Origin of the sequence: Pseudomonas sp. GL-RE-26 (assembly GCF_019956275.1) — a bacterium.
GTDB lineage: Bacteria > Pseudomonadota > Gammaproteobacteria > Pseudomonadales > Pseudomonadaceae > Aquipseudomonas > Aquipseudomonas grandcourensis.
The window spans coordinates 158,583-184,664 of record NZ_JAHBDI010000077.1; the positions used below are offsets into that span (position 1 = coordinate 158,583).

Here is a 26,082-nt window from a genome sequence, read left to right on the forward strand (position 1 = left end):
TCAGCCGTTGGGCCCTACTGTCGCAACGATGGTCACTTGCTTGTTGTCAGGGATTTCCTGGTAAGCCAACACATGCAAACCCGGGACTGCGAGCCGGCCAAATCGCGAGAGCATCGCGCGAACCGGACCGGCCACCAGCAGAATCACCGGCTGACCTTGCATCTCTTGACGCTGCGCCGCGTCGATCAACGAACGTTGCAGCTTCTCAGCCATGCTTGGCTCCAGCAGAACGCCCTCTTCCGAGCCTTGTCCTGCCTTTTGCAGACTATTGAGCAATATCTGTTCCAACCTTGGCTCCAGCGTGATAACTGGCAGCTCCGACTCAGTGCCTACAATGCTTTGGACGATTGCACGGGATACGCCAACCCGCACGGCAGCCACCAGCGCGGCGGTATCTTGACTCTTGGCGGCATTGTTGGCGATCGCCTCGGCAATGCTGCGGATGTCGCGCACAGGCACTTGTTCGGCCAATAGCGCTTGCAGCACCTTGAGCAGTTGCGACAGCGAAACCACGCCCGGCACCAGCTCCTCGGCCAGTTTTGGCGAGCTTTTGGCCAGCAATTGCATGAGTTGCTGCACTTCTTCGTGACCGATCAGCTCGCAGGAATGTTTGTAGAGTATCTGGTTCAAGTGGGTAGCCACTACTGTACTGGCATCGACCACCGTATAACCGAGGGATTGCGCCTGGGAGCGCTGGCTGATTTCGATCCAGACCGCCTCCAGGCCGAAAGCCGGATCTTTGGCGGTAATGCCATTGAGCGTGCCGTAAACCTGCCCCGGGTTGATCGCCAGCTCGCGATCCGGATAGATCTCCGCTTCGGCCAGGATCACCCCCATGAGGGTCAGGCGATAGGCGCTCGGCGCCAGGTCGAGGTTGTCGCGGATATGCACGGTCGGCATCAGGAAGCCCAGATCCTGGGACAGTTTCTTGCGCACGCCCTTGATCCGCGCCAGCAACTGACCGCCCTGGTTGCGGTCCACCAGCGGAATCAGGCGATAACCCACTTCCAGGCCGATCATGTCGATCGGCGTCACGTCATCCCAGCCAAGCTCCTTGGTTTCCTGGGCACGGGCCGGCGATGGCAGCAGTTCCTGCTGGCGCTTGACCTCTTGCAGGGCCTGCACCTTGGCGACGTTCTGCTTTTTCCAGAACAGGTAAGCGCCACCGGCCGCCAGGGCCGCCATGCTCAGGAACGAGAAGTGCGGCATGCCGGGCACCAGGCCCATGACCGCCATCAAACCGGCTGCTACCGCCAGCGCCTTGGGCGAGGCGAACATCTGGCGATTGATTTGCTTGCCCATGTCTTCCGAACCGGAGGCACGGGTCACCATGATCGCCGCTGCTGTCGATAACAACAGTGATGGCAATTGCGCCACCAAACCGTCACCGATGGTCAGCAGCGCATACACCTTGCCGGCGTCGCCGAAGGTCATGCCGTGCTGGAAGATACCGACCGCCATGCCGCCGATCAGGTTGATGAACAGGATCAGCAGGCCTGCGATGGCGTCACCGCGAACGAATTTGCTGGCACCGTCCATGGAGCCGTAGAACTCGGCTTCCTGGGCCACTTCCATCCGGCGCAGCTTGGCCTGGTTCTGATCGATGAGGCCGGCGTTGAGATCGGCGTCGATCGCCATTTGCTTGCCGGGCATCGCATCGAGGGTAAAACGCGCACTCACCTCGGAAATCCGCCCCGCACCCTTGGTCACCACGACGAAGTTGATGATCATCAAGATCGCGAAGACCACGATACCGACCACGTAGTTACCGCCGATCACCACTTCGCCAAAGGCCTGGATCACCTTGCCGGCGGCGGCATGACCGTCCTGACCGTGGAGCATCACCACCCGGGTGGAGGCCACGTTCAACGCCAAGCGCAACAGCGTCGCCACCAGCAGAATGGTCGGGAACACCGCAAAATCCAGTGGCCGCAAGGCGTAGACGCACACCAGCAGCACGACGATGGACAGCGCGATGTTGAAGGTGAAGAACACGTCAAGCAGGAACGGCGGCACCGGCAACATCATCATCGCCAGCATGACCAGCAGCAACAGCGGCACGCCCAGATTGCCTCGACTGAGATCGGCAACGTTTGTGCGGGCACTGTTGATTAACTGAGAGCGATCCACCGGTTTTCCCCGTTCCTTTAAAGCAAACTTTTGACGCCTGAAGCAGGCGCAGGGCGGCTACTGCAAGAAGCTTTCCAACTTTTGCCGAGAAAGGAATTGAGCGTATGGCGCAGGCATCTGCGACTGACACGGATCCCACAGGTTTTGCAGTGTTTATGGCTAGCCATAAGTCGCACGGATTACCGAACCTATCAGTTCTGCTAGTACCCACCTGAGACTGATCGACCGACACTCAATCGCCCTCCCTTTGAGAATCTGGAGCGACCTTCATGGAATCCACACAACCCATCCTGCGTTGCCGCTACAGGTACGACCCTCTGGATCGCCTGATCAGCCAGCTTCAACCGGATGCACCCGCTCACCAGCGTTTTTACTGCAAAAGCCGCTTGGCCACCGAAATACAGGGGGCGATCGGATTCAGTGTCTTTCAAAATAACGACCTCCTGCTGGCGCAACAAAAGAGCCAGGGCGGTGCCGTTGAAAGCACGTTGCTGGCGACTGACCTGCAACGCTCGGTGCTGCAAACCCTCACAGCCGATCAACAGCAACACCCCATCGCCTACTCGCCTTACGGCCATCGCCAGGCCGAAAGCGGATTGACGAGTCTTATGGGCTTTAACGGCGAACGGCCGGATACGGTGACTGGACATTATTTATTGGGGAATGGGTATCGGGCGTTTAATCCGGCATTGATGCGATTTAACTGCCCTGACAATTGGAGCCCATTCGGGGAAGGAGGAATCAACTCGTATACATATTGCTTGGGAGATCCGATTAATCGACACGATGCTAATGGACACGCTGCTAAAGGACACGCTGTTATTCAATGGGTGACAAATCTTATAACTCGCGCAAGACGCGCATCAGCAACAGTGGCAAAAAAAACAGGAATGATAACACTGACTCCCGACAACCCCATTGCACCCAATAGAGTTCTCTTGAGGCCTGGAACAACACCAGAACAAGCTGTAAAAGCCCGAGCAGATCTCAATCAGATAAATGAAATGTTAAAGCGTGAAAATTATTTAGACCAGATCTACCTTAACGACTTGCACACAGAAAGAACCAGACTTCCCAGCGAAAACCTCTATACAACACCCGATGCCATTTCCAATCTATTTGACCAAAGCAATTTACTTGAATATATAAAAAACGGTCAATACTCACCTCTTGAAAATGCAAGCCACTCCTTTTCCGCGCAAAGCCTGGAGGACGTAGCATCAAACACAATCAATCCAAAAATACCATCCATCTTGCGCCCCAAGAGCCAAACAGCCCTTATGTATACTAAAAGACTTTTATCTGCCAAACATCCAAATAGGGTTGAGCTAAGAGCCAAGGCAAAACAGATCAGGACAACTTATTTCATATTGTAGTAAACAACGTTGCCACTGAATCTCAATAAGACCGCTATAAATCCCGCCGCAAATCCGGCGGAATCGGCAAATCATCCTTGAGCGGATCAGGCCGTTTGCCCTTGCCCGCCCGGTACTGTCGAATCTGATAAACGTAAGCCAACACCTGCGCAACCGCCAGATACAGCCCCCCCGGAATCTCCTGCTCAAGCTCGGTGGAGTAGTAAATCGATCGCGCCAACGCCGGAGACTCGAGCAGAAGGATCTCGTTGGCCGCCGCGATCTCGCGGATCTTCAGGGCCAGGAAGTCGCTACCCTTGGCCAGCAATACCGGCGCATTACCCTTTTCCGGGTCGTACTTGAGGGCCACGGCGTAGTGGGTCGGGTTGGTGATGACCACGTCGGCCTCGGGAATGGCGGCCATCATCCGTCGCTGGGACATTTCGCGTTGCAGCTGTCGAATCCGCTGCTTGACCTCCGGCCGCCCCTCCTGGTCCTTGTGCTCGTCGCGCACCTCCTGCTTGGTCATCAGCAGTTTCTTGTGGCTTTCCCAGAGCTGCACCGGCACGTCCACCATCGCGATCAGGATCAGCCCGCACGCCATCCACAAGGTGCTCCAGCCCACGACTTGCAGGCTGTGAATGATCGCCATGTCCACGGGTTCATGGGCGATGCGCAGCAGGTCATCGATGTCCGACGACAGTACCGCCAGCGCCACGAACAGGATGATGATGAACTTGGCCAGGGCCTTGAGCAATTCGACCAGCGACTTGGTCGAGAACATGCGCTTGAGGCCGGGACCGGGGTTCAAGCGGCTGAATTTGGGCGCCATGGAGCCCGCCGCAAACAGCCAGCCACCCAGGGAAATCGGACCGATGATGGCGGCCAGCACCAGCGCAATCATCACTGGCTGGATCGACCACAGGGCAATTTGCCCCGAGCGCATCAGGTAGGTGGCCATGGAGCGTTGATCCAGGATCACTTCCCGCGGCAGCGAGAAGTTGATGCGCATCAGTTCCATCATGTCCTGCGCCATGGCGCCGCCAAAAATCAGCAGCGCCGAGGCACCTACCAGCATGATCGCCAGGGTGTTGAGTTCCTTGGAACGTGCGATCTCACCCTTTTCACGGGAGTCCCGCTTGCGCTTCTCCGTGGGGTCTTCTGTTTTGTCCTGACCGCTTTCGCTCTCGGCCATGACTCAGCTCGCCCGTGCCAGTTCGCGTAACAACTGCAAGGCCTCGGTGGCCAGCGGTTGATACTGGTTGAGAATGTCCGCCAGCCCGACCCAGATAATGAACAGCCCAAGCACCAGGGTCAGCGGGAAGCCGATAGAGAAAATATTGAGTTGCGGTGCCGCCCGGGTCATGACGCCAAACGCGATGTTGACCACCAGCAACGCGGTGATCGCCGGCAGCACCAGCAACAGCGCCGAACCGAGCACCCAGCCGAGCTTGCCGGCCAGCTCCCAGTAGTGATTGACCATCAGCCCCCCACCCACCGGCAACGTGGTGAAACTCTCGGTGAGGACCTCGAACACCACCAGATGACCGTTCATGGACAGGAACAGCAGCGTCACCAGCATGGTGAAAAACTGCCCGATCACCGCCGTCGATACACCGTTGGTCGGGTCGACCATGGAGGCGAAGCCCATGCCCATCTGGATGGCGACGATTTGCCCGGCGACCACAAAGGCCTGGAAGAACAGCTGCAAGGAAAACCCCATCACCGCACCGATGAGAATCTGCTCGGCAATCAGCAACAGCCCGCTCAAATCCAGGGCATTGACCGGCGGCATGGGCGGCAGGCCCGGCGCGATGACCACGGTAATGGCCAACGCGAAATACAGGCGGATGCGCCTGGGCAGCAGGGTCGTGCCGAACACCGGCATGACCATCAGCAAGGCGCCGACGCGAAACAGCGGCAACATGAACGTCGCCACCCAGGTGCTGATCTGGGTATCGGTCAGCGCTAGCAGCGACATGGTTTAGCCGATGACCTGAGGAATGCTGCCGTACAACTGCAGGATGTATTCCATGAAGGTCTGCACCAGCCACGGGCCGGCCACGATCAGGGTCACCAGCATCACCAGCAGGCGCGGCAGGAAGCTCAGGGTCTGTTCGTTGATCTGGGTGGCGGCCTGGAACATCGCCACCAGCAGGCCGACCAGCAGACTCGGAATCACCAGCACCGCCACCATCATGGTGGTCAGCCACAGCGCTTCGCGGAAGATATCGACCGCAACTTCCGGGGTCATGGCGAGACACCGCCGAAGCTGCTGGCCAGCGTGCCGATGATCAGCGCCCAGCCATCGACCAGCACGAACAACATGATCTTGAACGGCAGGGAAATGATCAGCGGCGAGAGCATCATCATACCCATGGCCATCAACACACTGGCCACGACCAGGTCGATGATCAGGAACGGAATGAAGATCATGAAGCCGATCTGGAACGCCGTTTTCAGCTCGGAGGTCACGAAGGCCGGCACCAGGATGGTCAACGGCGCCTGATCCGGCGTCGCGATGTCAGTGCGCTTGGACAGGCGCACGAACAACTCCAGATCGCTGGTGCGGGTCTGGGCGAGCATGAAGTTCTTGATCGGCACCTGGGCCTTGGCAACCGCGTCCTGAGCCGTCAGTTTTTCCGCCAGGTACGGCTGCAAGGCGTCCTGGTTCACCCGGTCGAACACCGGCGCCATGATGAACAGGGTCAGGAACAGCGCCATGCCGGTGAGGATCTGGTTCGACGGTGTCTGCTGCAGGCCCAGGGCCTGGCGCAGGATCGAGAAGACAATGATGATCCGAGTGAAACTGGTCATCAGCATGACAAACGCCGGGATAAAGCTCAGCGCGGTCATGATCAGCAGGATTTGCAGGCTGACCGAATATTCCTGCGCACCCTGCGCATTGGTGCCCAGGGTGATGGCCGGGATCGACAGCGGATCGGCGGCGAATGCCAGCGGCGCGACCAGCATCAGGGTCAGCGTCAAGACGATGCGTAGCGCACCCATTACTTCTTATCCTTCTGATCTTTACCCAGCATCTCCAACAGGCGCTGGGCAAATTCCGGCGTTGGCTTCTCGGTACTCGGCACTTGCACCGGCTCCTTGAGGACGTGCAGTGCAGAGATGTTGCCGGGGCTCAGGCCCAACAGAATCTGCTCGTTGCCGACCTGCACCAGCATCAGGCGGTCGCGAGGCCCCAGCGCGCGGGAGCCGACAATCTCGATCACCTGCCCCTTGCCGGCCGGACCGGCCTGCTGGACGCGACGCAGCAACCAGGCGAGGAAGAAGATCAACCCCAGCACCAGCAGCAGGCCGAACACCAACTGCGTCAACTGGCCAGCCACACCGCTGCTCACCGCCGGTGCAGCAGCCGTAGCCGCCGTTGCAACCGGTTCGGCCGCCAGCACGGTGAACGGCATCGCCAATACAAACCCGAGAACCTTTTTCACTCAGCGCAGCTTCTTGATGCGTTCACTTGGGCTGATCACGTCCGTCAGGCGGATGCCGAACTTCTCGTTGACCACCACCACTTCGCCGTGGGCGATGAGTGTGCCATTGACCAGCACGTCCAGCGGCTCGCCGGCCAGGCGATCGAGTTCGATCACCGACCCCTGGTTCAGTTGCAGCAGGTTGCGAATGTTGATGTCGGTGCTGCCCACTTCCATGGAAATCGACACCGGGATATCGAGGATCACGTCCAGGTTCGGGCCTTCGAGGCTGACCGGATCGTTGTTTTTCGGCACGCTGCCGAACTCTTCCATTGGCAGGCGGTTGGACGCGGAACTGGCGGAGTCGGCGGCCAGCAAGGCGTCGATATCCGCCTGCCCGGCATCACCGGTTTCTTCCAGGGCTGCTGCCCACTCATCGGCCAGAGCCTGGTCGTCTTGGGTGTTCATATTGTCGGTGTCCTCGGCGAGCAAAAATTCAGAATTCGGTTAATCGCGAATGGGTACGAGCGCCAGTCAACGGCGCTCGATCGGCTCGATCACTTGCAACGCCAGGTTGCCCTTGTGCGAGCCCATCTTGACCTTGAAGGCCGGCACGCCGTTGGCGCGCATGATCATTTCTTCCGGCATGTCGACCGGGATCACATCCCCCGGCTGCATGTGCAGGATGTCGCGCAGGCGCAACTGACGACGAGCCACCGTCGCCCCGATCGGCACGTCGACGTCCAGCACGTCCTGGCGCAGGGCGTTGACCCAGCGTTCGTCCTGGTCGTCGAGGTCCGACTGGAAGCCGGCGTCGAGCATTTCGCGCACCGGCTCGATCATCGAGTACGGCATGGTCACGTGCAGGTCGCCACCACCGCCATCGAGTTCGATGTGGAAGGTCGACACCACAATGGCTTCGCTCGGACCGACGATGTTGGCCATGGCCGGGTTCACTTCCGAGTTGATGTACTCGAAGTTGACTTCCATGATCGCCTGCCAGGCTTCCTTCAGATCGACGAACGCCTGCTCCAGCACCATGCGCACCACACGCAGTTCGGTCGGCGTGAATTCACGCCCTTCGATCTTGGCGTGGCGGCCGTCGCCGCCGAAGAAGTTGTCCACCAGCTTGAACACCAGTTTGGCGTCGAGGATGAACAGCGCGGTGCCGCGCAGGGGTTTGATCTTGACCAGGTTGAGACTGGTCGGCACGTACAGCGAGTGCACGTATTCGCCGAACTTCATCACCTGCACGCCGCCGACCGCCACGTCCGCCGAGCGCCGCAGCATGTTGAACATGCTGATGCGGGTATAGCGGGCGAAACGCTCGTTGATCATTTCCAGGGTCGGCATGCGTCCACGGACGATGCGATCCTGGCTGGTCAGGTCGTAGCTTTTGACGGTGCCGGGTTCGGCAGCGTTATCGGTCTGTACCAGTCCATCGTCCACGCCATGCAACAGCGCGTCGATCTCATCCTGGGACAGCAGGTCCTGCACGGCCATGTCGTGTTCCTACTGCAGTACGAAATTAGTGAAAAGCAACTGTTCGATCACCACTTTGCCGAGCTCTTTCTGCGCCACTTCCTGGACGCTGGCGGTAGCTTTCTGCCGCAGCATTTCCTGGCCGACCGGCGAGGCGAGGGTCGCGAAGTCCTGCCCGGAGAACAGCATCACCAGGTTATTGCGGATCACTGGCATGTGGACCTTGAGCGCCTCCAGATCCGCCTGGTTGCGCGCGAGCATGGTGATGCTCACTTGCATGTAGCGCTGGCGGCCGTTCTGGTTGAAATTGGCCACGAAAGCCGGTGCCATCGCCTCGAAAATCGCTGGCTGCTTGCCGACAGGAGCGGTTTGCGCCTCGACCGCGGCAGGCTTGCTCTGAGCGCTGTGCATGAAGTACCAGGTCGCCCCCACGGACACACCGACCGCCAGCAGCAGGGCCACCACGATCACGATGATCAGCTTGAGTTTGCCTTTGGTTGCGGGGTCTTTTACTACTGCTGCGTCGCTCTTCGCCATGCCAATAATCCGTCACTATTCGGGTTTTCACAGTCGCACGGCAAGGCAAGAGCAAGTGTTATGCCATGTAGGAGCGAGCCTGCTCGCGATGGCGGCGTGACAGGCAACAAAGATGTTGAATGTTGTGCCGCCTTCGCGAGCAGGCTCGCTCCCACAGGGTTGGGCGTTGTGTTGATCAGGCGTAGTAGTCGACAGCGCTGGAGCCGATCACGCTGGTGGTGTTGGCCGCTACTTCAGCGACGCTCGAGGTGATGTCGTCATCCATCGAGTCGAGGCGACCACCGCCGGCACTGGTCCGTCCGGTCTGGCTTTGCCGGGCTTGTTCCTGCCCTTGCTGCGAACCACGGGACTGGTCCGAAACATTGACATCGACCTGCCCCATGCCCTGTTGCGCGAACATGTCGCGCAAGCGATGGACCTGGCCATCCAGCGCCTCACGGACGCTCGGATGCGCACTCATGAACGTGACCTGGGTCTGTTGATCGGGAACCATGTTCACCCGAATGTCCAGACGCCCGAGTTCAGCGGGCTGCAACTGGATGTCCGCCGCCTTGAGATTGGCGCTGGACAGGTACATGACCCGGTTCACCACCTCTTCGGTCCAACCGCTCTGATGCATGGCGATTGGCTGGTTCACCGGCAAGGCATTGGCTGTCTTCGGTGTGGCCGCCTGGGTCAACGCTGCCAGACGGTTGGCGAAATCATCGACACGGGTGTCGCTGCTGGCGGACTTGAGATCCTTCAGGCCGTCATCGATCAAGCCGCTGAAAGCCTTGTCGTCACCTTGGCTGGTGCTGCTCTTGTCACCCTGAACATCCAGCAGGGTCGCCATGCCGGCGGCAAAGTTTTGCGCCGACGTCAGCTCTCCGTCAGCCGGGGCTTGTGCCTGTGTCGGTGCAGCCTTGGGCTGTGCCTGGCTGGAAGCCGATACGTGACCGCCCTGCTCCATCGCCAGGCGCACCGCCGGTAAAGCGTCGAGCGGATCGGTCGAGGGATCGAAATCACCGTCGGCAGTGGCCGGCGCTGGAGCGATTGCAGCGGTAGCCGTAGCCGTAGCCGTAGCCGCGTCGGAAACCGGCATTTCAACCACAGGTTGCACGGTGTCGACCACGGCGGGGGCTACCGGTGCCGGCACGACGGGCTGCAATGAAGGATCAAGCGCCGGATCCAGCAGTGCGGCATCAACGACCGGAGCCGGAACGGCATCTGACGCAACATCGCCGGCGGTCTTGTCGTCCGCCTGTACCGACTGGTCAGCAGGCAAGGATTTGCCGCCATCGGCAACCACCGGTTCCTCGGTTGCAGACTTGTCGTCGCCAGCGTCTTTTTTTCCGGCGACATCGCTGGTTGTGTCACGACCCGGCTTGACCGAGGCATCCGCCAACACATTGGGCTTGTTCTGGGCCTGGCTGGCATAGACATGAGCGAAGCTTGCGGCCGTGCCCCCGGGCTCAACGGTCTGCGCCGCAGGATTGGCGGAGCCGGCTTGAGTCTTGGCCTGTCTGGAGGCCTGAAGCAGAATATCGGGGGTAACGGGCATGAAACGGTCTCCGCTGCACGGGGCTCGTAAGTACAGTTGGATGAGTTGACTGCAAAGGTCGGGCCAGTTTCACTCGAAGAAGGCCAAATGCAGCGTGCGCTCAGATTTTCGCCGGGCAACGCTGTCGTTCAGCTTCGTACAGCGGCCGGATACCGGCGAATTCGCGGTCGATTTCGCCGACCAGTTCCTGAACGGCGGCGCTTGGCAAACTTCTGGCCTGCTGCTCAAGCTGGTGGCAGAGCTCGGTCAGCCTGACGGCGCCCATATTGCTGCTGCTGCCCTTGAAGCTATGGGCGACTTCAACCAGCAGTGCGGTACTGTCAGCCGTTCTCAAGACTTTCAGGCGCTCTTCGGAGTCCGCAAGAAAGATATCCAGCAGATCCGGATAGCCCTCTTCCATCACTTCCTGCAATGCGCTCAGCACGTCGCGATCCACATGTGTGTCGTCCACTTGCTCACTCCTTGATCAAGAATGCGCGGATTATGCCAGAGCCTCCCAGATAAACTCCACGCGTGCACTTCGACCATTGTCGCTCCAGCGGGCATTACGCCCCAACTGGCGGATCAGACTGACCCCACGTCCCGACAGGCGGACGTCTTCCAATGGCCTTGCCATCACCCGCTCGACATCGAAACCCTTGCCGCTGTCTTCGATGTGAATGGCCAGGCAACCGCCATCGTCCATTGGCGTCACCTGCAAATGTAACCGTACATAGCCTTCCTGCAGCTCGTCGAGCCGGGTATTGCGCTCTTGATAATACCGCGCAAACCCCGAAGCATCGCGCTTGAGGCTCGAATCCAGCCCCAGCACGCCATGTTCCAGCGCATTGGAATAGAGCTCCGCCAGCACACTGTAGAGCGCACCGCTCTGAGCCCGAAGACCATGGACCTCAAGCAACAACTGCAACAGATAGGGCAACGGATTGAAGCGCTTGAGCGTGGCGGCGCGAAACTCGAAACTCACCGACCAGTCCAGCGGACAGGACTGGCCGCTGTCGGAGTAGACCAACGCCGGCGGAGTGATCTGTGCCGTCTCCAGCAGGCTGATTTCGACCATGCTGACATCGTCGCGCGCTTCTCCGCCGAAATGACGCAGCGCCTGCTCGATCTCTTCGAACAGTGCATCCGGATGGCGATTGGCGGCAAACACCCACTGCAATCGCTGCACGCCAAACAACTGATCATTGGCGTCACAGGTATCGATCACGCCATCGGACAGGAGAAACACCCGATCCCCGAGGGCCATGGGATACACGTCGGTACGCTCATCGAAGGATTCCGGGCTCAGTACCCCCAATGGCAGGTGCCGCGCTGGCAGAGGCGTTCGCTCGCCACTGGCGATGCGATGCAGGTAACCGTCCGGCATGCCGCCGTTCCAGACTTCCACCGAACGGCGCTGAAAACTCAGGCACAGCAACGTGGCACAGCAGAACATGTCAACCGGCAGGATGCGCTTGAGCTTGGCATTCATCTCGCGCAGGGTTTCCGCCAGGCCGTAGCCCTTGGCGGTCATCCCGTAGAAGACTTCGGCAAGAGGCATGGCGCCCACCGCCGCCGGCAGACCGTGGCCGGTGAAGTCGCCCAGCAGCACGTGCATGTCTCCGGCCGGAGTGAACGCGGCCAGCAACAGGTCGCCGTTGAACAGCGCATAGGGCGATTGCAGATAACGGATATTCGGAGCGGCATTCAGGCAGCCGGAGTGTGCCACCTTGTCGAAAACGGCCTTGGCCACGCGCTGTTCGTTGAGCAGGTAGTCGTGGTGCCGGGCGATCTGGTCACGCTGTTGCAGCACGGTATCCTGCAAGCGCCGCAAGCGATCCATCGCCTTGATCTTGGCAGCGAGAATCACCTGGTTGTAGGGCTTTGCCAGAAAGTCGTCACCGCCGACTTCCAGGCAACGGGCCAGGGCTTCGCTTTCGGACAACGACGTGAGGAAGATGATCGGCACCAGGGTTTCCCCGGCCAGGGCCTTGATCTGCCGGGCCGCCTCGAAGCCGTCCATGACGGGCATCATCGCATCCATCAACACCAGGTGCGGTTGCTGCCGGCCAAACACGTCGACCGCTTCGGCACCGTTGGCCGCCGTCAGCACGTCGTGCCCCTGGCGGCGCAGGATGCTCGACAACAGCAGGCGATCGGCGGCGCTGTCCTCGGCAATCAGGATCGTCAGCGGCTCCAGTGGCTGCATGGCAATCAACTGATGTCGAACAGTTTGTCGAAGTTGGAGATGGCGAGAATTTTGCGCACGTCGGTACTGCTGTTGACGACGCGCACATCGGAATCGTCGCCACCGGCGTGATCGCGCAGCAAAAGCAACATGCCCAGGGCCGAGCTGTCGAGGTAAGTGGCCTCTTTCAGATCGACCACGACCGCCGATAGCTGTTTATCTTCGTAGGACTGACGAAATTCCTGATGCTTGGCGAAATCGAAACGACCCTTGACCGAGATCGTCAGCTTTTGCCCGTCCTGGGACACTTCTGAAACGACTGACATTTCATGGCTTCCTTGTCATTGAGGAACCTGCTTGTACAAGTTTTAGCATCGTGTAGAGGTTGGGGCAAGGTTGGAAATCATGGTGCCTGTCAAATCGACATCGCGCCCGTCCTGGTTCAATACGGATTCTCACGCGGCAAGCGCTGGGACAATTCATCCAGCAGCTTCTGTTCGCGCCGGTCTTCCAGCGCCCGCGCTTCATCGGCGTAGCGCTGAACCAGCTTGCGCAAGCCTTCGACCCGGGCAAACGCCTGCTGCCAGGTCTCCCGGGCCTTGTTCAAGTTGTTCTGATGCCAGGCCAGGCTTTGCCGCTGCTGGTCGATGGCCGTGCCCAGTTGCGCGAGAAAGCCCTGATAGCCCAGCAACCATTGGCCCGAGACACCGCCACTGCCGCGCACGATCCATTGTTCCTGATAGTCGAGACGGAAGGCTTCAAGGTCGGCGAGCTTGCTTTCAGCCAGGCGAACCTGCCCTTGAAAGTGCCCCAGGCGCTGGACTGCGGTTTTTTCGGCCTTTTCGGCCATTTCCACCACCGGCGCCAGCCGTCCCGCCCGACTCAGGGCCATGACCGCTTAACCGCCTGCCGCTGGCGCGAAGATCGAGGCCAGATACGCCTCGCTTTCGCCCAGGCTGATGCTGTCGTTGAGGCCCTGGCGCAGGTATTTGACCAATTGCGGTTGCAGGGAAATCGCCAGATCGGTCTCGCGATCTCCGCCGGCGACATAGGCGCCGACGCTGATCAGGTCGCGACTCTGCTGATAACGCGACCACAATTGCTTGAAGTACTGCGCGCGCACCATGTGCTCCGGCGACACCACCGCCGGCATCACCCGGCTGATGGACGCTTCGATATCGATGGCCGGGTAATGCCCCTCCTCGGCCAAGCGCCGGGACAGCACGATGTGCCCGTCGAGCACGCCCCGCGCCGAGTCGGCAATCGGGTCTTGCTGGTCGTCGCCTTCGGACAGCACGGTGTAGAACGCGGTGATCGAACCACCACCTTTCTCCGCGTTGCCGGCCCGCTCCACCAGCTTCGGCAGCTTGGCGAACACCGACGGCGGATAGCCCTTGGTCGCCGGCGGCTCACCGATGGCCAGGGCGATTTCCCGCTGGGCCTGGGCGAAACGGGTCAGTGAATCCATGAGCAACAGGACGTTCTTGCCCTTGTCGCGGAAATACTCGGCGATGCGCGTGCAATACATGGCCGCACGCAGACGCATCAGCGGTGCATCGTCCGCCGGGGACGCCACCACCACTGAACGCTTGAGCCCTTCTTCACCGAGGATGTGCTCGATGAATTCCTTGACTTCACGACCCCGCTCACCGATCAGCCCGACGACGATAATGTCGGCCTCGGTAAAGCGCGTCATCATGCCCAACAGCACGGATTTACCGACACCGGTACCGGCGAACAGGCCGAGTCGCTGGCCGCGACCGACCGTCAACATGCCGTTGATGCAACGGATGCCCACGTCCAGCGGCTCGCTGATCGGTTCGCGCTTAAGCGGGTTGATGGTCGGGCCGTCCATTGGAACCCAGTCTTCGGCCTTCATCCCGCCCTTGCCGTCCAGCGCACGACCGGCACCGTCGAGCACCCGTCCGAGCATGCTCATGCCCATGGGCAGGCGACCGGTGTCGGCCAAGGGCACCACTCGGGCACCGGGCGCGATGCCGGCGACGCTACCGACCGGCATCAGAAAGACCTTGCTGCCGGAGAAGCCCATCACTTCGGCTTCAACCTGTACCGGGTGATAGCTGTCGTCGTTGATGACCATGCAGCGACTGCCCATGGCGGCGCGCAGGCCTTCAGCTTCGAGGGTCAGGCCGACCATGCGCAGCAGGCGGCCCTCAAGGATCGGCGCGCCGGCCAATTCAGTCGCCTCGGCGTAACTGCCCAGGCGCTTGGCGAAGCTGGTGCGCTCAAGGCGCATCAGGTGCATCCGCTTCTGGCGCGGTCGCCGGCTTGCTGTCGATCGGCAATTCCAGGCTAAGGTCCGGCGCGGCCGGGTGCAAGGCCTGCTCGTGCAATTGATCGAACAGCTTGTCCATCACCCGCGCGACACGGGTTTCCACCGTGGCGTCGATGCGACTGTGCTCGGTCTCGACCCGGCAGCCGCCAGGCAACAACGACTCATCCTCGACGATGCGCCAGGTTTCCTCATGACGCTCGCGCAGGGCTTTGACTTGTGCGAAGTCCTGCGGATTGATGTACAGCCGCACATTGCCCACGCCCAACGGCAAGAGCTTGAGGGCCTCGCGCATGACGTGTTCGATCTGCGTCGAGTCGATGGCCAGTTCGCGCTGGATCACCTGTCTGGTGATGTGCTGCACGAGGTCGACCAGCGACTTTTCAATCTGGGTGTCCTGCTCAGCGATAGGCTCGAACAAGTTCGCCATCAACTGTTCCAGCCCGGCAACTTTCGGGGCCAGCGCCTGTTCGGCTTCCTGACGGACCTTGAGCGTGGTGCTGTGGAAGCCCTCCTTCTCACCCACCGCGAAGCCTTCGTTGTAGGCTTCCTGGCGAATGCTTTCGAGTTCTTCCAGGGTCAGTGGCTGGACTTCCTCCAGCGGCACCTCTTCCATTTCCGGCGGTTCGGGTTCAGGCGTTGGTTCAGGCTCAGGTTCCGGCGGGTCGAAGCTGGGCAGCGCCCAGGACTCGAAGCCACTGACATCCCTGGCCCGGATCAGGTCAGTGGGTGCATCATCATTCTTGACCATGGTGTTAGATCATTTCCTCGCCGCCCTTGCCGCCGAGAACGATTTCTCCGGCTTCGGCCATACGGCGGGCAATGGTGAGGATTTCTTTCTGCGCGGTTTCCACGTCGCTGACGCGCACCGGGCCCTTGGCTTCCAGGTCGTCGCGCAACAGTTCGGCCGCACGCTTGGACATGTTCTTGAAGATCTTCTCCTTGACGCCTTCGTCCGACCCCTTGAGGGCCAGCACCAGCACATCGGAGGACACTTCGCGCAACAGTGCCTGGATCCCGCGGTCGTCGACATCGGCCAGGTTGTTGAACACGAACATGAGGTCTTCGATCTGACCGGACAGGTCTTCGTCGACTTCGCGGATCGAGTCCATGAGTTGGCCTTCGATGGAGCTGTCGAGGAAGTTCATGATGTCCGCCGCGCGCTTGATGCCACCCAAGGTGGTGCGCGAGGCATTCGAGTTGCCGGAGAACTGCTTCTCGAGAATCTGGTTGAGCTCTTTCAGGGCCGCTGGCTGTACGGTGTTCAGCGAGGACACCCGCAGGATGATGTCGAGCCGCACCTTGTGGTCGAAGTTGCCCAGCACTTCACCGGCCTGGTCCGGATCGAGATACGCCACCACGATCGCCTGGATCTGCGGGTGCTCGTAGCGGATCACGTCGGCGACGGCGCGCGGCTCCATCCACTTCAGGCTGTCGAGGCCGCTGGTGTTGCCACCGAGCAGGATGCGGTCGATCAGGCCGTTGGCCTTGTCTTCGCCCAGGGCCTGGGTGAGCATCTTGCGCACATAGTCGTCGGAGCCGACGCCCAGGCTGGTCTGGTCGCCGACGATATCGACGAACTCGCTCATCACCTGCTCGACCTGCTCGCGGTGCACATTACCCATCTGGGCCATGGCCACGCCCACGCGCTGAACCTCTTTGGGGCCCATGTGGCGCAGCACTTGGGCAGCGTCGGTGGAGCCCAGGGACAGCAACAGGATTGCGGCTTTGTCGACCTTGGACAGTTTGGCGGCAACGGCTCGGTTATCACTCATCTGCGTTAATCCACTCTTTCACGACCTGGGCCACACGACCCGGATCTTCTGCCACCAGACTCTTGATTGCGTTCAACTGAGCGTCATAGCCCTCGCTCGGGCTCGGCAACAGGATGCTGGTCGGGCCACCGAGGCTGACACGGTCGTTGGCCAGCTCGCCGTCCAGACCGCCCATGCCACCCAGTTCGACGTCGCTGCCGATACCGGCCAGCTGCTTGCCCTTGCCACCACCGGTGATGTTGTTGAGCACCGGACGCAGCACACCGAACACCAGCACCAGAATGAACAGCACACCCAGCACTTGCTTGACGATGTCCCAGAACCACGGCTGGGAGTAGAACGGAATTTCGGTAATCACTTCACCGCGCTCGGCGGAGAACGGCATGTTGATCACGCTGACGCTGTCACCACGGCTGGCATCGAAGCCGACCGCGTCCTGGACCAGGCGAGTGAAGCGCGCCAATTCATCGGCGCTCCAGGGCGCACGGGTGGTTTCGCCGTTAGCCGGGTTGATCTTGACCTGATCATCGACCACCACCGACACCGACAGGCGATTCAACCGGCCCTGCTGCTGCTTGGTGTGGCTGATGGAGCGGTCGAGTTCGAAGTTCTTGGTCGATTGTTGACGCTTGTCCGCCGGGTACGGTGCGAGCATCGGCTGACCGGTGGCCGGGTCCATGATTTGCTGGCCGTTGGCATCAACCAGCGGCTGGCCCGGTTGCACCATGCCAGCTGCCCCCGGCGTGCCGCCGGTGGTCTGTGGCGCGGAGGCCGGCGCTGGAGGCTGGTTGCTCAGGGCACCCGGCACGCCTTGCGGGCCATTGCTGGCGGTACGTTGTTCGTTGACCGACTGCTCGCTGCGCAACGCCGGTTGATCCGGGTTGAATTGCTCGGAAGTCGACTCGATAGCACTGAAATCCACGTCGGCCGAGACTTCAGCCTTGTAGCGGTCATTGCCCAGCACTGGCTGCAGGATGTTGTGCACACGCTGGGTGAGCATGCTTTCCATGCGACGACTGTAGTCGAACTGCTTGCCAGCCATGGTCAGTTCGGAGTTTTCCGCCTGATCCGAGAGCAGGTTGCCCTTCTGGTCGACCACAGTGATCTGCGACTTGCTGAGCTCGGGAACACTGGTCGCCACCAGGTTGATGATGGCCACGACCTGGCCGGGTTCGAGGGAACGACCGGAATAGAGCTCAACCAGAACCGAAGCGCTCGGCTTGCGCTCGTCGCGCACGAACACCGAACTTTTCGGGATCGCCAGATGCACGCGGGCACCCTTGACGTTGTTCAGGCTGGAAATGGTGCGAGCCAGTTCGCCTTCGAGGCCGCGACGATAGCGGGTCGCTTCCATGAACTGGCTGGTGCCCAGTCCCTGTTCCTTGTCGAGGATTTCAAAACCGATGTTGCCGTCGCTGGGAGTGACACCAGCGGCCGCGAGCTTGAGCCGCGCACGGGACAGGTCATCGGCCTTGACCAGCAAGGCACCGGAATTGGGTTCGACGGTGTACGGGATATCGGCGGAGGCCAGGGTATCCATGACCTGCTTGGCGTCCATGCCGGCAAGGCTGCCGTACAGAGGCCGGTAGTCCGGTTGCTGGGACCACAACACCACGGCAAAACCAATCGCCACGCTCGCCGCCAGGCCGACCAACAGGCCCACCTGACGCAACATGGTCATCTCGGAGAGGTTTTCCAGGAAGGACAACCCGAACAGCGGCGGTTTGCCGTCTATTGGGGTGGCCTTGGCCGGAACGTTATCGGCGACTGCTTCTGCCATGACTCAATCTCGTCCTTTAAACCGGCATCTGCATGATGTCTTGGTAGGCCTGAACCACTTTGTTGCGCACTTGGGTCAACGCCTGGAATGACACGCTGGCCTTCTGCGAGGAAATCATCACATCGGTCAGGTCGACGCCGCTTTTGCCGATTTCGAACGCACTGGCCAACTGCGTGGAAGCCTGTTGGGTGTCGTTCACTTTATTGATGGCCTGACCGAACATGTCGGAAAAGCTGCTGCCCGTCATTTCAGGGACGGCAGTCGATTTCGGCGCAGACATGGCATCCATTTGCATGGCCCGCATATCCAGCATCAACCGATTGAATTCAATACCTTGGCTCATGGTTTCTCTCTTTGACGACCCGCAATTTTTTGACACTCACTCGGCGGGTAGTGAGGTGTTAGCAACAAGGGTGCCAGCTCCATGGCCACTCTGAACAAAAGCCCTTCCCGGGCCTTTTGTTGTCCGCCAATCAGGTCGCGAACAGAAAGGCTTCCACGTCCATGCCGGCATCGCGCATCTGCGCCAGCTTGTAGCGCAAGGTCCGCGGGCTGATACCCAGGCGCTCGGCCGCCTCTTTGCGACGACCGCGCTCGGCGCGCAAGGTATCGATGATCATCTGGAATTCACGGCGACGCAGGTCATCGCCCAGCGCACCGGCCGACTCGGACTCGATTTCCACAGCGCGCACCGGTACTTGCGCCAGTGCAGGCAGTGGCGCACAAGCCACCGGACCGGCCAGGCAGAAATCCTGCGGCTGGATCAAGCCACCCTGCTGCAGAATCAGCGCACGTTGAATCGCGTTGTCCAGTTCACGCACGTTACCCGGCCACGGATAACCGATCAGGCACGCCTGGGCCTCGGGGGACAATCTGGCAGCCGCATGCTTCATTTTATTGACGTGCCTGGCCAGCAGTCGCTCGGCCAGCGGCAGTATGTCGGCGGTGCGCTCTCGCAACGGGCGCCAGGCCAGGGGAAACACCGACAGGCGATAGTAAAGATCTTCGCGGAAGCGCCCTGCTGCCACTTCACCCGCCAGGTCGCGATTGGTGGTGGCGACCACGCGAATGTCCAGTGTGATCGGCTTGCGCGCCCCAACCCTTTCGACCTCGCGCTCTTGCAGCACGCGCAGCAGTTTGGCCTGAAGCCCCAGGGGCATTTCGGAAATTTCGTCGAGCAGGATGGTGCCGCCGTCGGCCTGTTCGAACTTGCCGGCTTGCGCGGCTATGGCGCCGGTGAAGGAGCCCTTCTCGTGCCCGAACAAGGTCGCTTCGAGCATGTTGTCCGGGATCGCTGCGCAGTTGATCGCAATGAACGGCTGACTGGAACGATGAGAGTGCTGATGGATGTAACGCGCCAGCACTTCCTTGCCCGTGCCCGACTCACCCGAGATCAACACCGTGGAATCGCTGCGTGCGACCCGCGCCGCCAACTCGAGTAGCTGCGCGCTCGCAGGCTCGAACGCTATCGGCCCCTCACCCTCGGTCAGGCCAAGACTGCCCAGGGCATGACGCCCCACCAGATCGAGCAACGCCTTGGGCTCGAATGGCTTGACCAGGTAGTCCGCCGCCCCTTGTCGCATCGCATCGACCGCACGCTCGACCGCACCGTGAGCGGTCATCAGCAACACCGGCAACTGCGGCTGCCGCGCTCGCAGCAGGCCCAGCAACTGGTGGCCGTCCATGCCCGGCATGTTGACGTCACTGATCACCAGGCTGAAAGCCTCGCCGCCGACGGCAAGCAACGCCTCCTCGGCCGAACCCACCGCCTTGAAATCGTGCCCCGCGAGCAACAGCGTATCGGCCAGCGCATCGCGCAACGCGCGGTCGTCCTCGACCAGCAGAACCTTGATACCCATTTGTGTCACTCCGCTCCTTGAGCGCTGCTGAACAACGGCAGGATCACCTGTGCGCAGGTGCCGCGACCGAGCCGCGAACGCAACTGCAATTCTCCCTGATGAGCACGCGCCACTGCCTTGACCACGGTCAGGCCAAGACCTGTGCCGGTAGTCTTGGTGGTAAAAAAGGGTTCGCCCAATCGCGCCAGAACGGCGGCATCGATACCGGAGCCACTGTCACTGACACACAGACGCAGGCTGTTGCCGCGGGTGTAGAGGTGAATCTTGAGGCGCAATTGACCGGCACTGGCCTGAATGGCGTTCTCGATCAGATTGAGGATCGCACCGACCAGGGTGTCGCGATTGCACAGCAACTCCCCCGAATGACTGTCGCACTGCCAGCGGATCGGCAGGTCCTGTACGTGGGTCAGCGCCGCCGCTTGCAACGATTGCATCAGCTGACCGGGCGTCACGCGGTCGGTCAGCGGCAACTCGCCCCGGGCAAAGACCAGCATGTCGCGCACCTGGTGTTCCAGCTCGTGCAGGCGCTCCTTGAGGCGCCCGGCAAAGCGCTGCTGGGTAGCGACAGGCAGCTCTTGCTCGGTCAAATGACTGGCATACAGCAACGCGGCGGACAACGGCGTGCGTATCTGATGAGCCAACGAAGCGACCATGCGCCCCAGTGACGACAGCCGCTCATGGCGGGCCAGTTGATCCTGCAGGTGGCGGGTTTCGGTCAGGTCGTTGAGCAACACCAACTGGCCAGGTTCGGCGTCCAGCGAGCGCGTGGCGATCGACAGGCGCCGACCATCCTTGAGGGAGACTTCATGGCCATCGTCTTCGCGCGGCGCAAAACAGCGGGCAATGACGTGGCGCCACAATTCACCTTCCAGCGGCAACCCCAGCAACTCGCACGCTGCCGGATTGGCTTCGCGCACGATGCCCTGGGCGTCAATGACGATGACACCGCCGGGTAACAGATCGAGGAGGTTTTGCAGGCGGTTGGCCAGGCGTTCTTTTTCCGCCAGCTCCTGCATGCGCTGGGCACTGACCACCGCCAGTTCACCCTTGAGCTCGGTTACCCGGGCTTCAAGCATGCTGTAGGAATCGGTCAACTGACTGGACATCTGATTGAACAGCGCAAATGCCTGCTCAAGGCCAAGCCGGCTCGCCTGCTCTACGGACGACGGTTGCCCCAAAGCATCAGGGACAGGAGACATCTGGGCGGCTTGGGGCATCGTGCTCTCTCGCTTGGCTGACCGTCAGTGAAACGGAACGTTGCGAGGGATGTAGCAATACCCGTGCCTAAAAAAAACTTCTTATAAATGAATGGATTGGAAAACAGGCGTCAATCATCCGCCTGCTCGTCTCCATCGCGACGGCTCATGCCGTACTTGCGCATCTTTTCCACCAGTGTGGTACGACGAATGCGCAGGCGCTCGGCTGCGCGCGCCACAATGCCGTTGGCGTCATCCAGCGCCTGCTGGATCAACCCTTGCTCCAAACCACCGAGGTAGTCCTTCAGGTCCAGGCCTTCTGGCGGTAGCATGGCATTGGCGGTGAAGTCCTGGGTATGGCCGTTGATGGCCACGCGCTCTTCCAGATCGCTGCGCAGGCTGTCGACCATCTGCTCGTCTTCATCGTCGACGTAGCGGAATTTCTTCGGCAACTCGACCACACCGATCACGCCGTATGGATGCATGATCGCCATGCGCTCCACCAGGTTGGCCAGTTCACGGACGTTGCCCGGCCAGCCATGGCGGCACAGCGACATGATCGCTGCCGAGTTGAATCGGATCGAGCCGCGCTTCTCGTGCTCCATGCGCGAGATCAGCTCGTTCATCAGCAGCGGAATATCTTCGACGCGCTCACGCAGCGGCGCCATCTCGATCGGGAACACATTCAGGCGGTAGTACAGGTCTTCGCGGAAGGTGCCGATCTCGATCATGCTTTCGAGATTCTTGTGGGTCGCCGCAATGATGCGCACGTCGACGCTCTGGGTCTTGTTGCTGCCCACGCGCTCGAAGGTGCGCTCCTGCAACACACGCAGCAGCTTGACCTGCATCGGCAGCGGCATGTCGCCGATTTCATCGAGGAACAGGGTGCCGCCGTTGGCCAGTTCGAATCGACCGGCGCGGCTGGTGATCGCCCCGGTGAAGGCGCCCTTCTCATGACCGAACAATTCGCTTTCCAACAACTCGGCCGGGATCGCCCCGCAGTTGACCGGCACGAACGGCGCTTCGCGGCGCTTGGAATGGTAATGCAGGTTGCGCGCAACCACTTCCTTGCCAGTGCCGGACTCACCGAGGATCAGCACGCTGGCATCGGTGTCGGCGACTTGCTGCATCATCTGGCGGACGTGTTGAATCGCCCGGCTGGTGCCGACAAGGCTACGGAAAAGATTGGGTTCGCGATGGCGACCGCGCTCGCGAGCCTGGTCGTACATCTCGCGATAGACCTGGGCACGGTGCAGCGAATCGAGCAATTTGCTGTAGCTGGGCGGCATTTCGAGGGTCGAAAGCACTCGCCGACGCTGGTCTTCCGGCAGGTCAATGGAAGAATTATCGCCCATTAACAAAACCGGAAGGAACTCATCCCATGTCGAGAGTGTCTTAAGCAAGCCCAGAAGTGCACCAGGAGCGTTGACCGTCCCGATGAGGACACAGATCACTTCACGACTTGACGACAAAGAGCCGACAGCCTGCTGCCAGTCATGGCTGCCGCAGGGTAAATTTTCTTCGCCGAGAAAATTTAAAATCACCGCCAGGTCGCGGCGGCGGACGCTATCGTCATCGATCAGCAGAATTTTGGTTTCACGCCACATGCAATAGCAACTTCCCTAGTCAACTCAATGCCCAAAATGCTGGGGCAAGCTAAACGCTTGCAGGCCTGATATGCCTGAAGACGACTGAAATCTGGAACCAGCCACTAGTTAAGTCAAAAAACCGTGCACAGTCAAATTTATGGCGCACTTGTTTGGATTAACTTGGGGTTAATTAACCAAACAGATGGTAAACCTTTGCCGCGCTCTTCGCTTGATTGATCTGCGACATCTCATCGACTATCGCCTGGCGCTCGCCCATCGTCGCGGTCAGCAACTCTTTGTAAACGGCCAGCAACCCTTCCAGATTAGTCCGCACCGCGTCTTCGTCGATGGGCGCGTCGCTGAGCACTTCGTCGACGCATTCGCGACACGCCGCATCCAGCTCGCCAATGGCATCCCAGTTGCGCGCCGCCAGGGCGTCGACCAAGGCTTCACGTGTTTCTTCAATCCGCCGCAGTGCTTGACTCATGACGTCATCCTCAGACCCTCGGGCCTATTGATTGGCAATGGCATCCCAACCGCTTTTGAGGGTTTCGAGCAAACCCGATACTTCGTCGATGATCGCCGCGTTGTTATCGCGATTGGCTTCCATCAGACGCGTCATCATGTAGGCGTACAAATTGTCGAGCTGTTGCAGCGATGCCGGATCTTCGGTCTTTTCCGGGTTCAAGCCATCACGCAGGCCGATGATGATGTCCACGGCCTTGCCCATCATCAAACCCTTGAGTGCAGTGTCGCCCCGCTCCATGGCACCTTTGGCCTGGGCCATGCGGTCCAGCCCGCCCTCCATCAGCAGCTGTACCAGGCGATGGGGGTTGGCTTCAGATATCTGGGCATGGGAATTGACCTTCTGATATTGGCGAAGGGCTCTCATGGGGTTCATGTTTCTACCTCGTGACAGACAACAGCTTGAAATTGGGAAGGCTCTGATCTTTATGTCGACTGAGCGACACATAACTTTAACGTAGACCCGCCACCAAAGAAAAAAACCCAGACACTGCCATGACAGCCTGCCTGGGTTTTTTTATGCCTGATCCGGATCAGTCCGACTTCGGATTGTTCAGCGCATTGAGCGTGGTCATGATGCTGTCGCTCTGGGCGCGCAGCCTGGCCACCAGGGAGTCCATCGCGGTGTACTTGGCGCTCAGGCTCGCTTGCAAGCTGGTCATCCGCTCATTGAGGGTGTCCTGCTGCTTCTTCAGGTCGTTCAGGCTGTCGGTCAGGCTTGCCGAACGCGCAGCGAACACACCGGTCTTGCTCAGTGCAAAGCTGTCTGTGGCAGACTTCATGCGCGCCAGCAAACCGGTATCACCGGTGAAGATACCGTTAATGTCGGCAGCATTGGTAAGCGCAGCGGCATCGAACAACTTGTCATTGATCGACAGCAACCCGGTCTTCTGGTCCGTCTTGACACCAAACTGGGCAAGCGACTTCAACTGACCGCTACCGCCCATTGCGTTCAGCTCGGTCCGCACCGCCGATATCATCGAACGCAGTGAGGCGTCGCCAGTCAGGGCCCCGGATGTTACGGAACCATCGGCGTTGGTGGTGACCTGAGTCTCGGCATTTGCAGCTTTGATCAGGGCATTGTAGGTATCGACGAAACCCTTGACCGAAGACTTCAGTGTTGCGTTGTTGGCAGCGACGGTGATGGTGGACGGCGTCGCCGCACCACCACCGGACGGTACCGGAGAAACCCCTGCCAGCTTGACGGTGATCCCGCTTACCGCATCGGCAATGGTATTGCTCTTGGACGTCATCGACACACCATCCAGAACGTACTCGGCATTCTGTGGTGTAGCGAGAACCGAATATCCGGTCTCCAGACCTGAGGTCCCCGACAGAGTCAAGTCCGAACCAACACCCGTCGTGGTCGAGGTCAACACCATTCGAGAACCGGTAGCATCGGTCAGAATGTTGGCACTCAAGCCCTGGTTGGCGTACTGCGAGTTGATCGAGTCACGTACCTGCTGCAACGTTGCGCCGCCGGGAACGCTGACGTCGAACTTGTTAGTGCCCTGATTGATAGTCAGCGTGGTCGGTGTAGAACCGGCATTGACCACTGAAGAAGCGCCGCCGGCAAAGACCTTGGTCGAAAGTTTCGACGCTGTGGCCAACTTGTTGACCAGCAGCGAAAAACTGCCAACCGCCGCGCCAGCACCCGTGGTCACGGTGGCGACTTTTTCGTCAGAAGACGAACCGCTCAACCCGCTGAAGCTGGCGGTGGTTTTCATGTTCTCCAACGCGCCACGGAAAGCATCCAGCGCCGCCTGAATTTTGCCGATCGACGACAGCGAGGTGGTTGCTTTCAGCGTTTGGTTGTTGATCTGCGTCTGCTTCGGCGCTCTTTCGGAGTCCACCAAAGTTTTCACAATCGCCTGGGTATCGATGTTCGAACCAATACCACTAACCGATGTACCCGCCATCATCTCTCTCCTTATCCAGTGGCTGCCGTTTTCTTGACCAGGAACGCCTTAAACAACGACAGCAACAAAATTCATGCCAGTTCAGACTTTGCCGTCAAACAACAAACTACTGGCGTCCGACAGGCTCTGAGCCAGTTTTAGTGCAGCTTCCGACGGGATCTGACGAATCACGAGACCCGTTTCGGTGGCGATGACCTTGACCACGACCCGGCCGGTGGAATCATCAATGGAAAAATCCAGATTGCGTTGGGCAGCTTGGACAAATTCCTGAATATCGGTGACAGCTTTTTCCAGCTCGTCACGCTTTGGCTCGGCGTTCGAGGCCTTCAGCGCTTCAGTCTTGGGCTGCTCCGGTTTTCCAGTGACATTCGGCGTTACGCCCTGATGGGCAACCGCGGGATAGGACTGGTTCAACTTGACGCTCATGTCCATGCCTAATCTCCTGATCATGAAAAAAACAAAAGGGCGCGTAAACGCGCCCTTCCGTCAGTTACCAAGCGCTGG

General features: G+C 60.0%; 27 protein-coding genes. 1 reads left to right on the top strand and 26 read right to left on the bottom strand.

Annotated features, from left to right (window positions below; translation table 11 throughout):
* Positions 1 to 2,130, bottom strand: coding sequence for a flagellar biosynthesis protein FlhA (gene flhA, locus KGB07_RS27385; protein ID WP_223467201.1), 2,130 nt, complete (start codon positions 2,128 to 2,130; stop codon positions 1 to 3).
* 269 nt (positions 2,131 to 2,399) lie between these two features.
* Here flhA and KGB07_RS27390 point away from each other — a divergent pair, with 269 nt between their 5' ends.
* Positions 2,400 to 3,506 carry an RHS repeat-associated core domain-containing protein gene (locus KGB07_RS27390; RefSeq protein ID WP_080925243.1) on the top strand — a complete coding sequence of 369 codons (1,107 nt, stop codon included), beginning with the start codon at positions 2,400 to 2,402 and terminating at the stop codon, positions 3,504 to 3,506.
* A gap of 34 nt (positions 3,507 to 3,540) precedes the next feature.
* On the opposite strand, the gene flhB is transcribed toward KGB07_RS27390, so the two are convergent.
* The 25 genes from flhB to KGB07_RS27515 all read right to left on the bottom strand — a co-directional run bounded on the left by flhB (position 3,541) and on the right by KGB07_RS27515 (position 26,010).
* Positions 3,541 to 4,680, bottom strand: a complete 1,140-nt coding sequence (gene flhB / locus KGB07_RS27395) for a flagellar biosynthesis protein FlhB (protein ID WP_046037696.1) — start codon at positions 4,678 to 4,680, stop codon at positions 3,541 to 3,543.
* A 3-nt stretch (positions 4,681 to 4,683) separates the two neighbouring features.
* Complete coding sequence (gene fliR / locus KGB07_RS27400; RefSeq protein ID WP_046037697.1) at positions 4,684 to 5,466, bottom strand: flagellar biosynthetic protein FliR; 783 nt, start codon at positions 5,464 to 5,466, stop codon at positions 4,684 to 4,686.
* Positions 5,467 to 5,469: 3 nt separating this feature from the next.
* Positions 5,470 to 5,739: a flagellar biosynthesis protein FliQ gene (gene fliQ, locus KGB07_RS27405; RefSeq protein WP_007948918.1), complete on the bottom strand. Its 270-nt coding sequence runs from the start codon at positions 5,737 to 5,739 to the stop codon at positions 5,470 to 5,472.
* A complete protein-coding gene (gene fliP / locus KGB07_RS27410; RefSeq protein ID WP_046037698.1) occupies positions 5,736 to 6,494 on the bottom strand; it encodes a flagellar type III secretion system pore protein FliP in 759 nt (252 codons plus the stop codon). The genes fliQ and fliP overlap by 4 nt, the downstream gene beginning before the upstream one ends.
* Positions 6,494 to 6,937: a flagellar biosynthetic protein FliO gene (gene fliO, locus KGB07_RS27415; protein WP_046037699.1), complete on the bottom strand. Its 444-nt coding sequence runs from the start codon at positions 6,935 to 6,937 to the stop codon at positions 6,494 to 6,496. The genes fliP and fliO overlap by 1 nt, the downstream gene beginning before the upstream one ends.
* Positions 6,938 to 7,384 (bottom strand): flagellar motor switch protein FliN, encoded by a 447-nt coding sequence (gene fliN, locus KGB07_RS27420; protein WP_046037700.1) that lies wholly within the window; start codon positions 7,382 to 7,384, stop codon positions 6,938 to 6,940.
* A 66-nt stretch (positions 7,385 to 7,450) separates the two neighbouring features.
* Positions 7,451 to 8,419, bottom strand: coding sequence for a flagellar motor switch protein FliM (fliM, locus tag KGB07_RS27425; RefSeq protein WP_046037701.1), 969 nt, complete (start codon positions 8,417 to 8,419; stop codon positions 7,451 to 7,453).
* Positions 8,420 to 8,428: 9 nt separating this feature from the next.
* Positions 8,429 to 8,935: a flagellar basal body-associated protein FliL gene (fliL, locus tag KGB07_RS27430; protein ID WP_046037702.1), complete on the bottom strand. Its 507-nt coding sequence runs from the start codon at positions 8,933 to 8,935 to the stop codon at positions 8,429 to 8,431.
* 175 nt (positions 8,936 to 9,110) lie between these two features.
* Positions 9,111 to 10,475 (bottom strand): flagellar hook-length control protein FliK, encoded by a 1,365-nt coding sequence (locus KGB07_RS27435; protein WP_046037703.1) that lies wholly within the window; start codon positions 10,473 to 10,475, stop codon positions 9,111 to 9,113.
* Positions 10,476 to 10,575: 100 nt separating this feature from the next.
* Positions 10,576 to 10,926: an Hpt domain-containing protein gene (locus tag KGB07_RS27440; protein WP_046037704.1), complete on the bottom strand. Its 351-nt coding sequence runs from the start codon at positions 10,924 to 10,926 to the stop codon at positions 10,576 to 10,578.
* 30 nt (positions 10,927 to 10,956) lie between these two features.
* Positions 10,957 to 12,663: a fused response regulator/phosphatase gene (locus KGB07_RS27445; RefSeq protein WP_223467203.1), complete on the bottom strand. Its 1,707-nt coding sequence runs from the start codon at positions 12,661 to 12,663 to the stop codon at positions 10,957 to 10,959.
* A 5-nt stretch (positions 12,664 to 12,668) separates the two neighbouring features.
* On the bottom strand, positions 12,669 to 12,968 hold the full coding sequence (locus tag KGB07_RS27450) for an STAS domain-containing protein (RefSeq protein ID WP_046037706.1): 300 nt from the start codon (positions 12,966 to 12,968) through the stop codon (positions 12,669 to 12,671).
* A 116-nt stretch (positions 12,969 to 13,084) separates the two neighbouring features.
* Entirely contained in the window at positions 13,085 to 13,534 is a 450-nt protein-coding gene (gene fliJ / locus KGB07_RS27455; RefSeq protein WP_046037707.1) for a flagellar export protein FliJ, read from the bottom strand.
* A 6-nt stretch (positions 13,535 to 13,540) separates the two neighbouring features.
* On the bottom strand, positions 13,541 to 14,899 hold the full coding sequence (fliI, locus tag KGB07_RS27460; protein ID WP_046037767.1) for a flagellar protein export ATPase FliI: 1,359 nt from the start codon (positions 14,897 to 14,899) through the stop codon (positions 13,541 to 13,543).
* Complete coding sequence (fliH, locus tag KGB07_RS27465; protein WP_223467205.1) at positions 14,889 to 15,686, bottom strand: flagellar assembly protein FliH; 798 nt, start codon at positions 15,684 to 15,686, stop codon at positions 14,889 to 14,891. The genes fliI and fliH overlap by 11 nt, the downstream gene beginning before the upstream one ends.
* A gap of 4 nt (positions 15,687 to 15,690) precedes the next feature.
* Positions 15,691 to 16,710 carry a flagellar motor switch protein FliG gene (fliG, locus tag KGB07_RS27470; protein WP_007983391.1) on the bottom strand — a complete coding sequence of 340 codons (1,020 nt, stop codon included), beginning with the start codon at positions 16,708 to 16,710 and terminating at the stop codon, positions 15,691 to 15,693.
* Complete coding sequence (gene fliF / locus KGB07_RS27475; RefSeq protein WP_223467207.1) at positions 16,703 to 18,490, bottom strand: flagellar basal-body MS-ring/collar protein FliF; 1,788 nt, start codon at positions 18,488 to 18,490, stop codon at positions 16,703 to 16,705. The genes fliG and fliF overlap by 8 nt, the downstream gene beginning before the upstream one ends.
* A 16-nt stretch (positions 18,491 to 18,506) precedes the next feature.
* The gene (gene fliE, locus KGB07_RS27480) at positions 18,507 to 18,833 is read right to left on the bottom strand and encodes a flagellar hook-basal body complex protein FliE (protein WP_008052868.1); all 327 of its coding nucleotides are present in this window, start codon (positions 18,831 to 18,833) and stop codon (positions 18,507 to 18,509) included.
* A 130-nt stretch (positions 18,834 to 18,963) separates the two neighbouring features.
* Positions 18,964 to 20,349, bottom strand: coding sequence for a sigma-54-dependent transcriptional regulator (locus tag KGB07_RS27485; protein ID WP_046037710.1), 1,386 nt, complete (start codon positions 20,347 to 20,349; stop codon positions 18,964 to 18,966).
* Between the two features lie 5 nt (positions 20,350 to 20,354).
* Positions 20,355 to 21,548 carry a sensor histidine kinase gene (locus tag KGB07_RS27490; protein WP_185754731.1) on the bottom strand — a complete coding sequence of 398 codons (1,194 nt, stop codon included), beginning with the start codon at positions 21,546 to 21,548 and terminating at the stop codon, positions 20,355 to 20,357.
* 128 nt (positions 21,549 to 21,676) lie between these two features.
* Positions 21,677 to 23,152, bottom strand: a complete 1,476-nt coding sequence (locus KGB07_RS27495; RefSeq protein ID WP_046037712.1) for a sigma-54 dependent transcriptional regulator — start codon at positions 23,150 to 23,152, stop codon at positions 21,677 to 21,679.
* Positions 23,153 to 23,324: 172 nt separating this feature from the next.
* Entirely contained in the window at positions 23,325 to 23,621 is a 297-nt protein-coding gene (gene fliT / locus KGB07_RS27500) for a flagellar protein FliT (protein ID WP_046037713.1), read from the bottom strand.
* Between the two features lie 24 nt (positions 23,622 to 23,645).
* The gene (fliS, locus tag KGB07_RS27505) at positions 23,646 to 24,035 is read right to left on the bottom strand and encodes a flagellar export chaperone FliS (RefSeq protein WP_046037714.1); all 390 of its coding nucleotides are present in this window, start codon (positions 24,033 to 24,035) and stop codon (positions 23,646 to 23,648) included.
* 157 nt (positions 24,036 to 24,192) lie between these two features.
* Complete coding sequence (gene fliD, locus KGB07_RS27510; RefSeq protein ID WP_046037715.1) at positions 24,193 to 25,578, bottom strand: flagellar filament capping protein FliD; 1,386 nt, start codon at positions 25,576 to 25,578, stop codon at positions 24,193 to 24,195.
* An 81-nt stretch (positions 25,579 to 25,659) separates the two neighbouring features.
* Positions 25,660 to 26,010 (bottom strand): flagellar protein FlaG, encoded by a 351-nt coding sequence (locus KGB07_RS27515; RefSeq protein ID WP_046037716.1) that lies wholly within the window; start codon positions 26,008 to 26,010, stop codon positions 25,660 to 25,662.
* Positions 26,011 to 26,082: the final 72 nt, after the last annotated feature.

What these genes read in the sequence shown, in the direction of transcription:
- flhB (WP_046037696.1), bottom strand. Translation starts at nt 4,680, where the DNA reads ATGGCCGAGAGCGAAAGCGGTCAGGACAAAACAGAAGACCCCACGGAG.
- KGB07_RS27435 (WP_046037703.1), bottom strand. Translation starts at nt 10,475, where the DNA reads ATGCCCGTTACCCCCGATATTCTGCTTCAGGCCTCCAGACAGGCCAAG.
- fliL (WP_046037702.1), bottom strand. Translation starts at nt 8,935, where the DNA reads ATGGCGAAGAGCGACGCAGCAGTAGTAAAAGACCCCGCAACCAAAGGC.
- fliD (WP_046037715.1), bottom strand. Translation starts at nt 25,578, where the DNA reads ATGGCGGGTACATCGGTTAGTGGTATTGGTTCGAACATCGATACCCAG.
- KGB07_RS27445 (WP_223467203.1), bottom strand. Translation starts at nt 12,663, where the DNA reads ATGCAGCCACTGGAGCCGCTGACGATCCTGATTGCCGAGGACAGCGCC.
- fliH (WP_223467205.1), bottom strand. Translation starts at nt 15,686, where the DNA reads ATGGTCAAGAATGATGATGCACCCACTGACCTGATCCGGGCCAGGGAT.
- fliS (WP_046037714.1), bottom strand. Translation starts at nt 24,035, where the DNA reads ATGAACCCCATGAGAGCCCTTCGCCAATATCAGAAGGTCAATTCCCAT.
- KGB07_RS27495 (WP_046037712.1), bottom strand. Translation starts at nt 23,152, where the DNA reads ATGTGGCGTGAAACCAAAATTCTGCTGATCGATGACGATAGCGTCCGC.
- fliM (WP_046037701.1), bottom strand. Translation starts at nt 8,419, where the DNA reads ATGGCCGTGCAGGACCTGCTGTCCCAGGATGAGATCGACGCGCTGTTG.
- fliR (WP_046037697.1), bottom strand. Translation starts at nt 5,466, where the DNA reads ATGTCGCTGCTAGCGCTGACCGATACCCAGATCAGCACCTGGGTGGCG.
- fliJ (WP_046037707.1), bottom strand. Translation starts at nt 13,534, where the DNA reads ATGGCCCTGAGTCGGGCGGGACGGCTGGCGCCGGTGGTGGAAATGGCC.
- fliP (WP_046037698.1), bottom strand. Translation starts at nt 6,494, where the DNA reads ATGGGTGCGCTACGCATCGTCTTGACGCTGACCCTGATGCTGGTCGCG.
- KGB07_RS27515 (WP_046037716.1), bottom strand. Translation starts at nt 26,010, where the DNA reads ATGGACATGAGCGTCAAGTTGAACCAGTCCTATCCCGCGGTTGCCCAT.
- fliN (WP_046037700.1), bottom strand. Translation starts at nt 7,384, where the DNA reads ATGAACACCCAAGACGACCAGGCTCTGGCCGATGAGTGGGCAGCAGCC.
- fliI (WP_046037767.1), bottom strand. Translation starts at nt 14,899, where the DNA reads ATGCGCCTTGAGCGCACCAGCTTCGCCAAGCGCCTGGGCAGTTACGCC.
- fliT (WP_046037713.1), bottom strand. Translation starts at nt 23,621, where the DNA reads ATGAGTCAAGCACTGCGGCGGATTGAAGAAACACGTGAAGCCTTGGTC.
- KGB07_RS27450 (WP_046037706.1), bottom strand. Translation starts at nt 12,968, where the DNA reads ATGTCAGTCGTTTCAGAAGTGTCCCAGGACGGGCAAAAGCTGACGATC.
- fliG (WP_007983391.1), bottom strand. Translation starts at nt 16,710, where the DNA reads ATGAGTGATAACCGAGCCGTTGCCGCCAAACTGTCCAAGGTCGACAAA.
- fliQ (WP_007948918.1), bottom strand. Translation starts at nt 5,739, where the DNA reads ATGACCCCGGAAGTTGCGGTCGATATCTTCCGCGAAGCGCTGTGGCTG.
- KGB07_RS27485 (WP_046037710.1), bottom strand. Translation starts at nt 20,349, where the DNA reads ATGGGTATCAAGGTTCTGCTGGTCGAGGACGACCGCGCGTTGCGCGAT.
- KGB07_RS27490 (WP_185754731.1), bottom strand. Translation starts at nt 21,548, where the DNA reads ATGTCTCCTGTCCCTGATGCTTTGGGGCAACCGTCGTCCGTAGAGCAG.
- KGB07_RS27390 (WP_080925243.1), top strand. Translation starts at nt 2,400, where the DNA reads ATGGAATCCACACAACCCATCCTGCGTTGCCGCTACAGGTACGACCCT.
- fliE (WP_008052868.1), bottom strand. Translation starts at nt 18,833, where the DNA reads ATGAGCCAAGGTATTGAATTCAATCGGTTGATGCTGGATATGCGGGCC.
- fliF (WP_223467207.1), bottom strand. Translation starts at nt 18,490, where the DNA reads ATGGCAGAAGCAGTCGCCGATAACGTTCCGGCCAAGGCCACCCCAATA.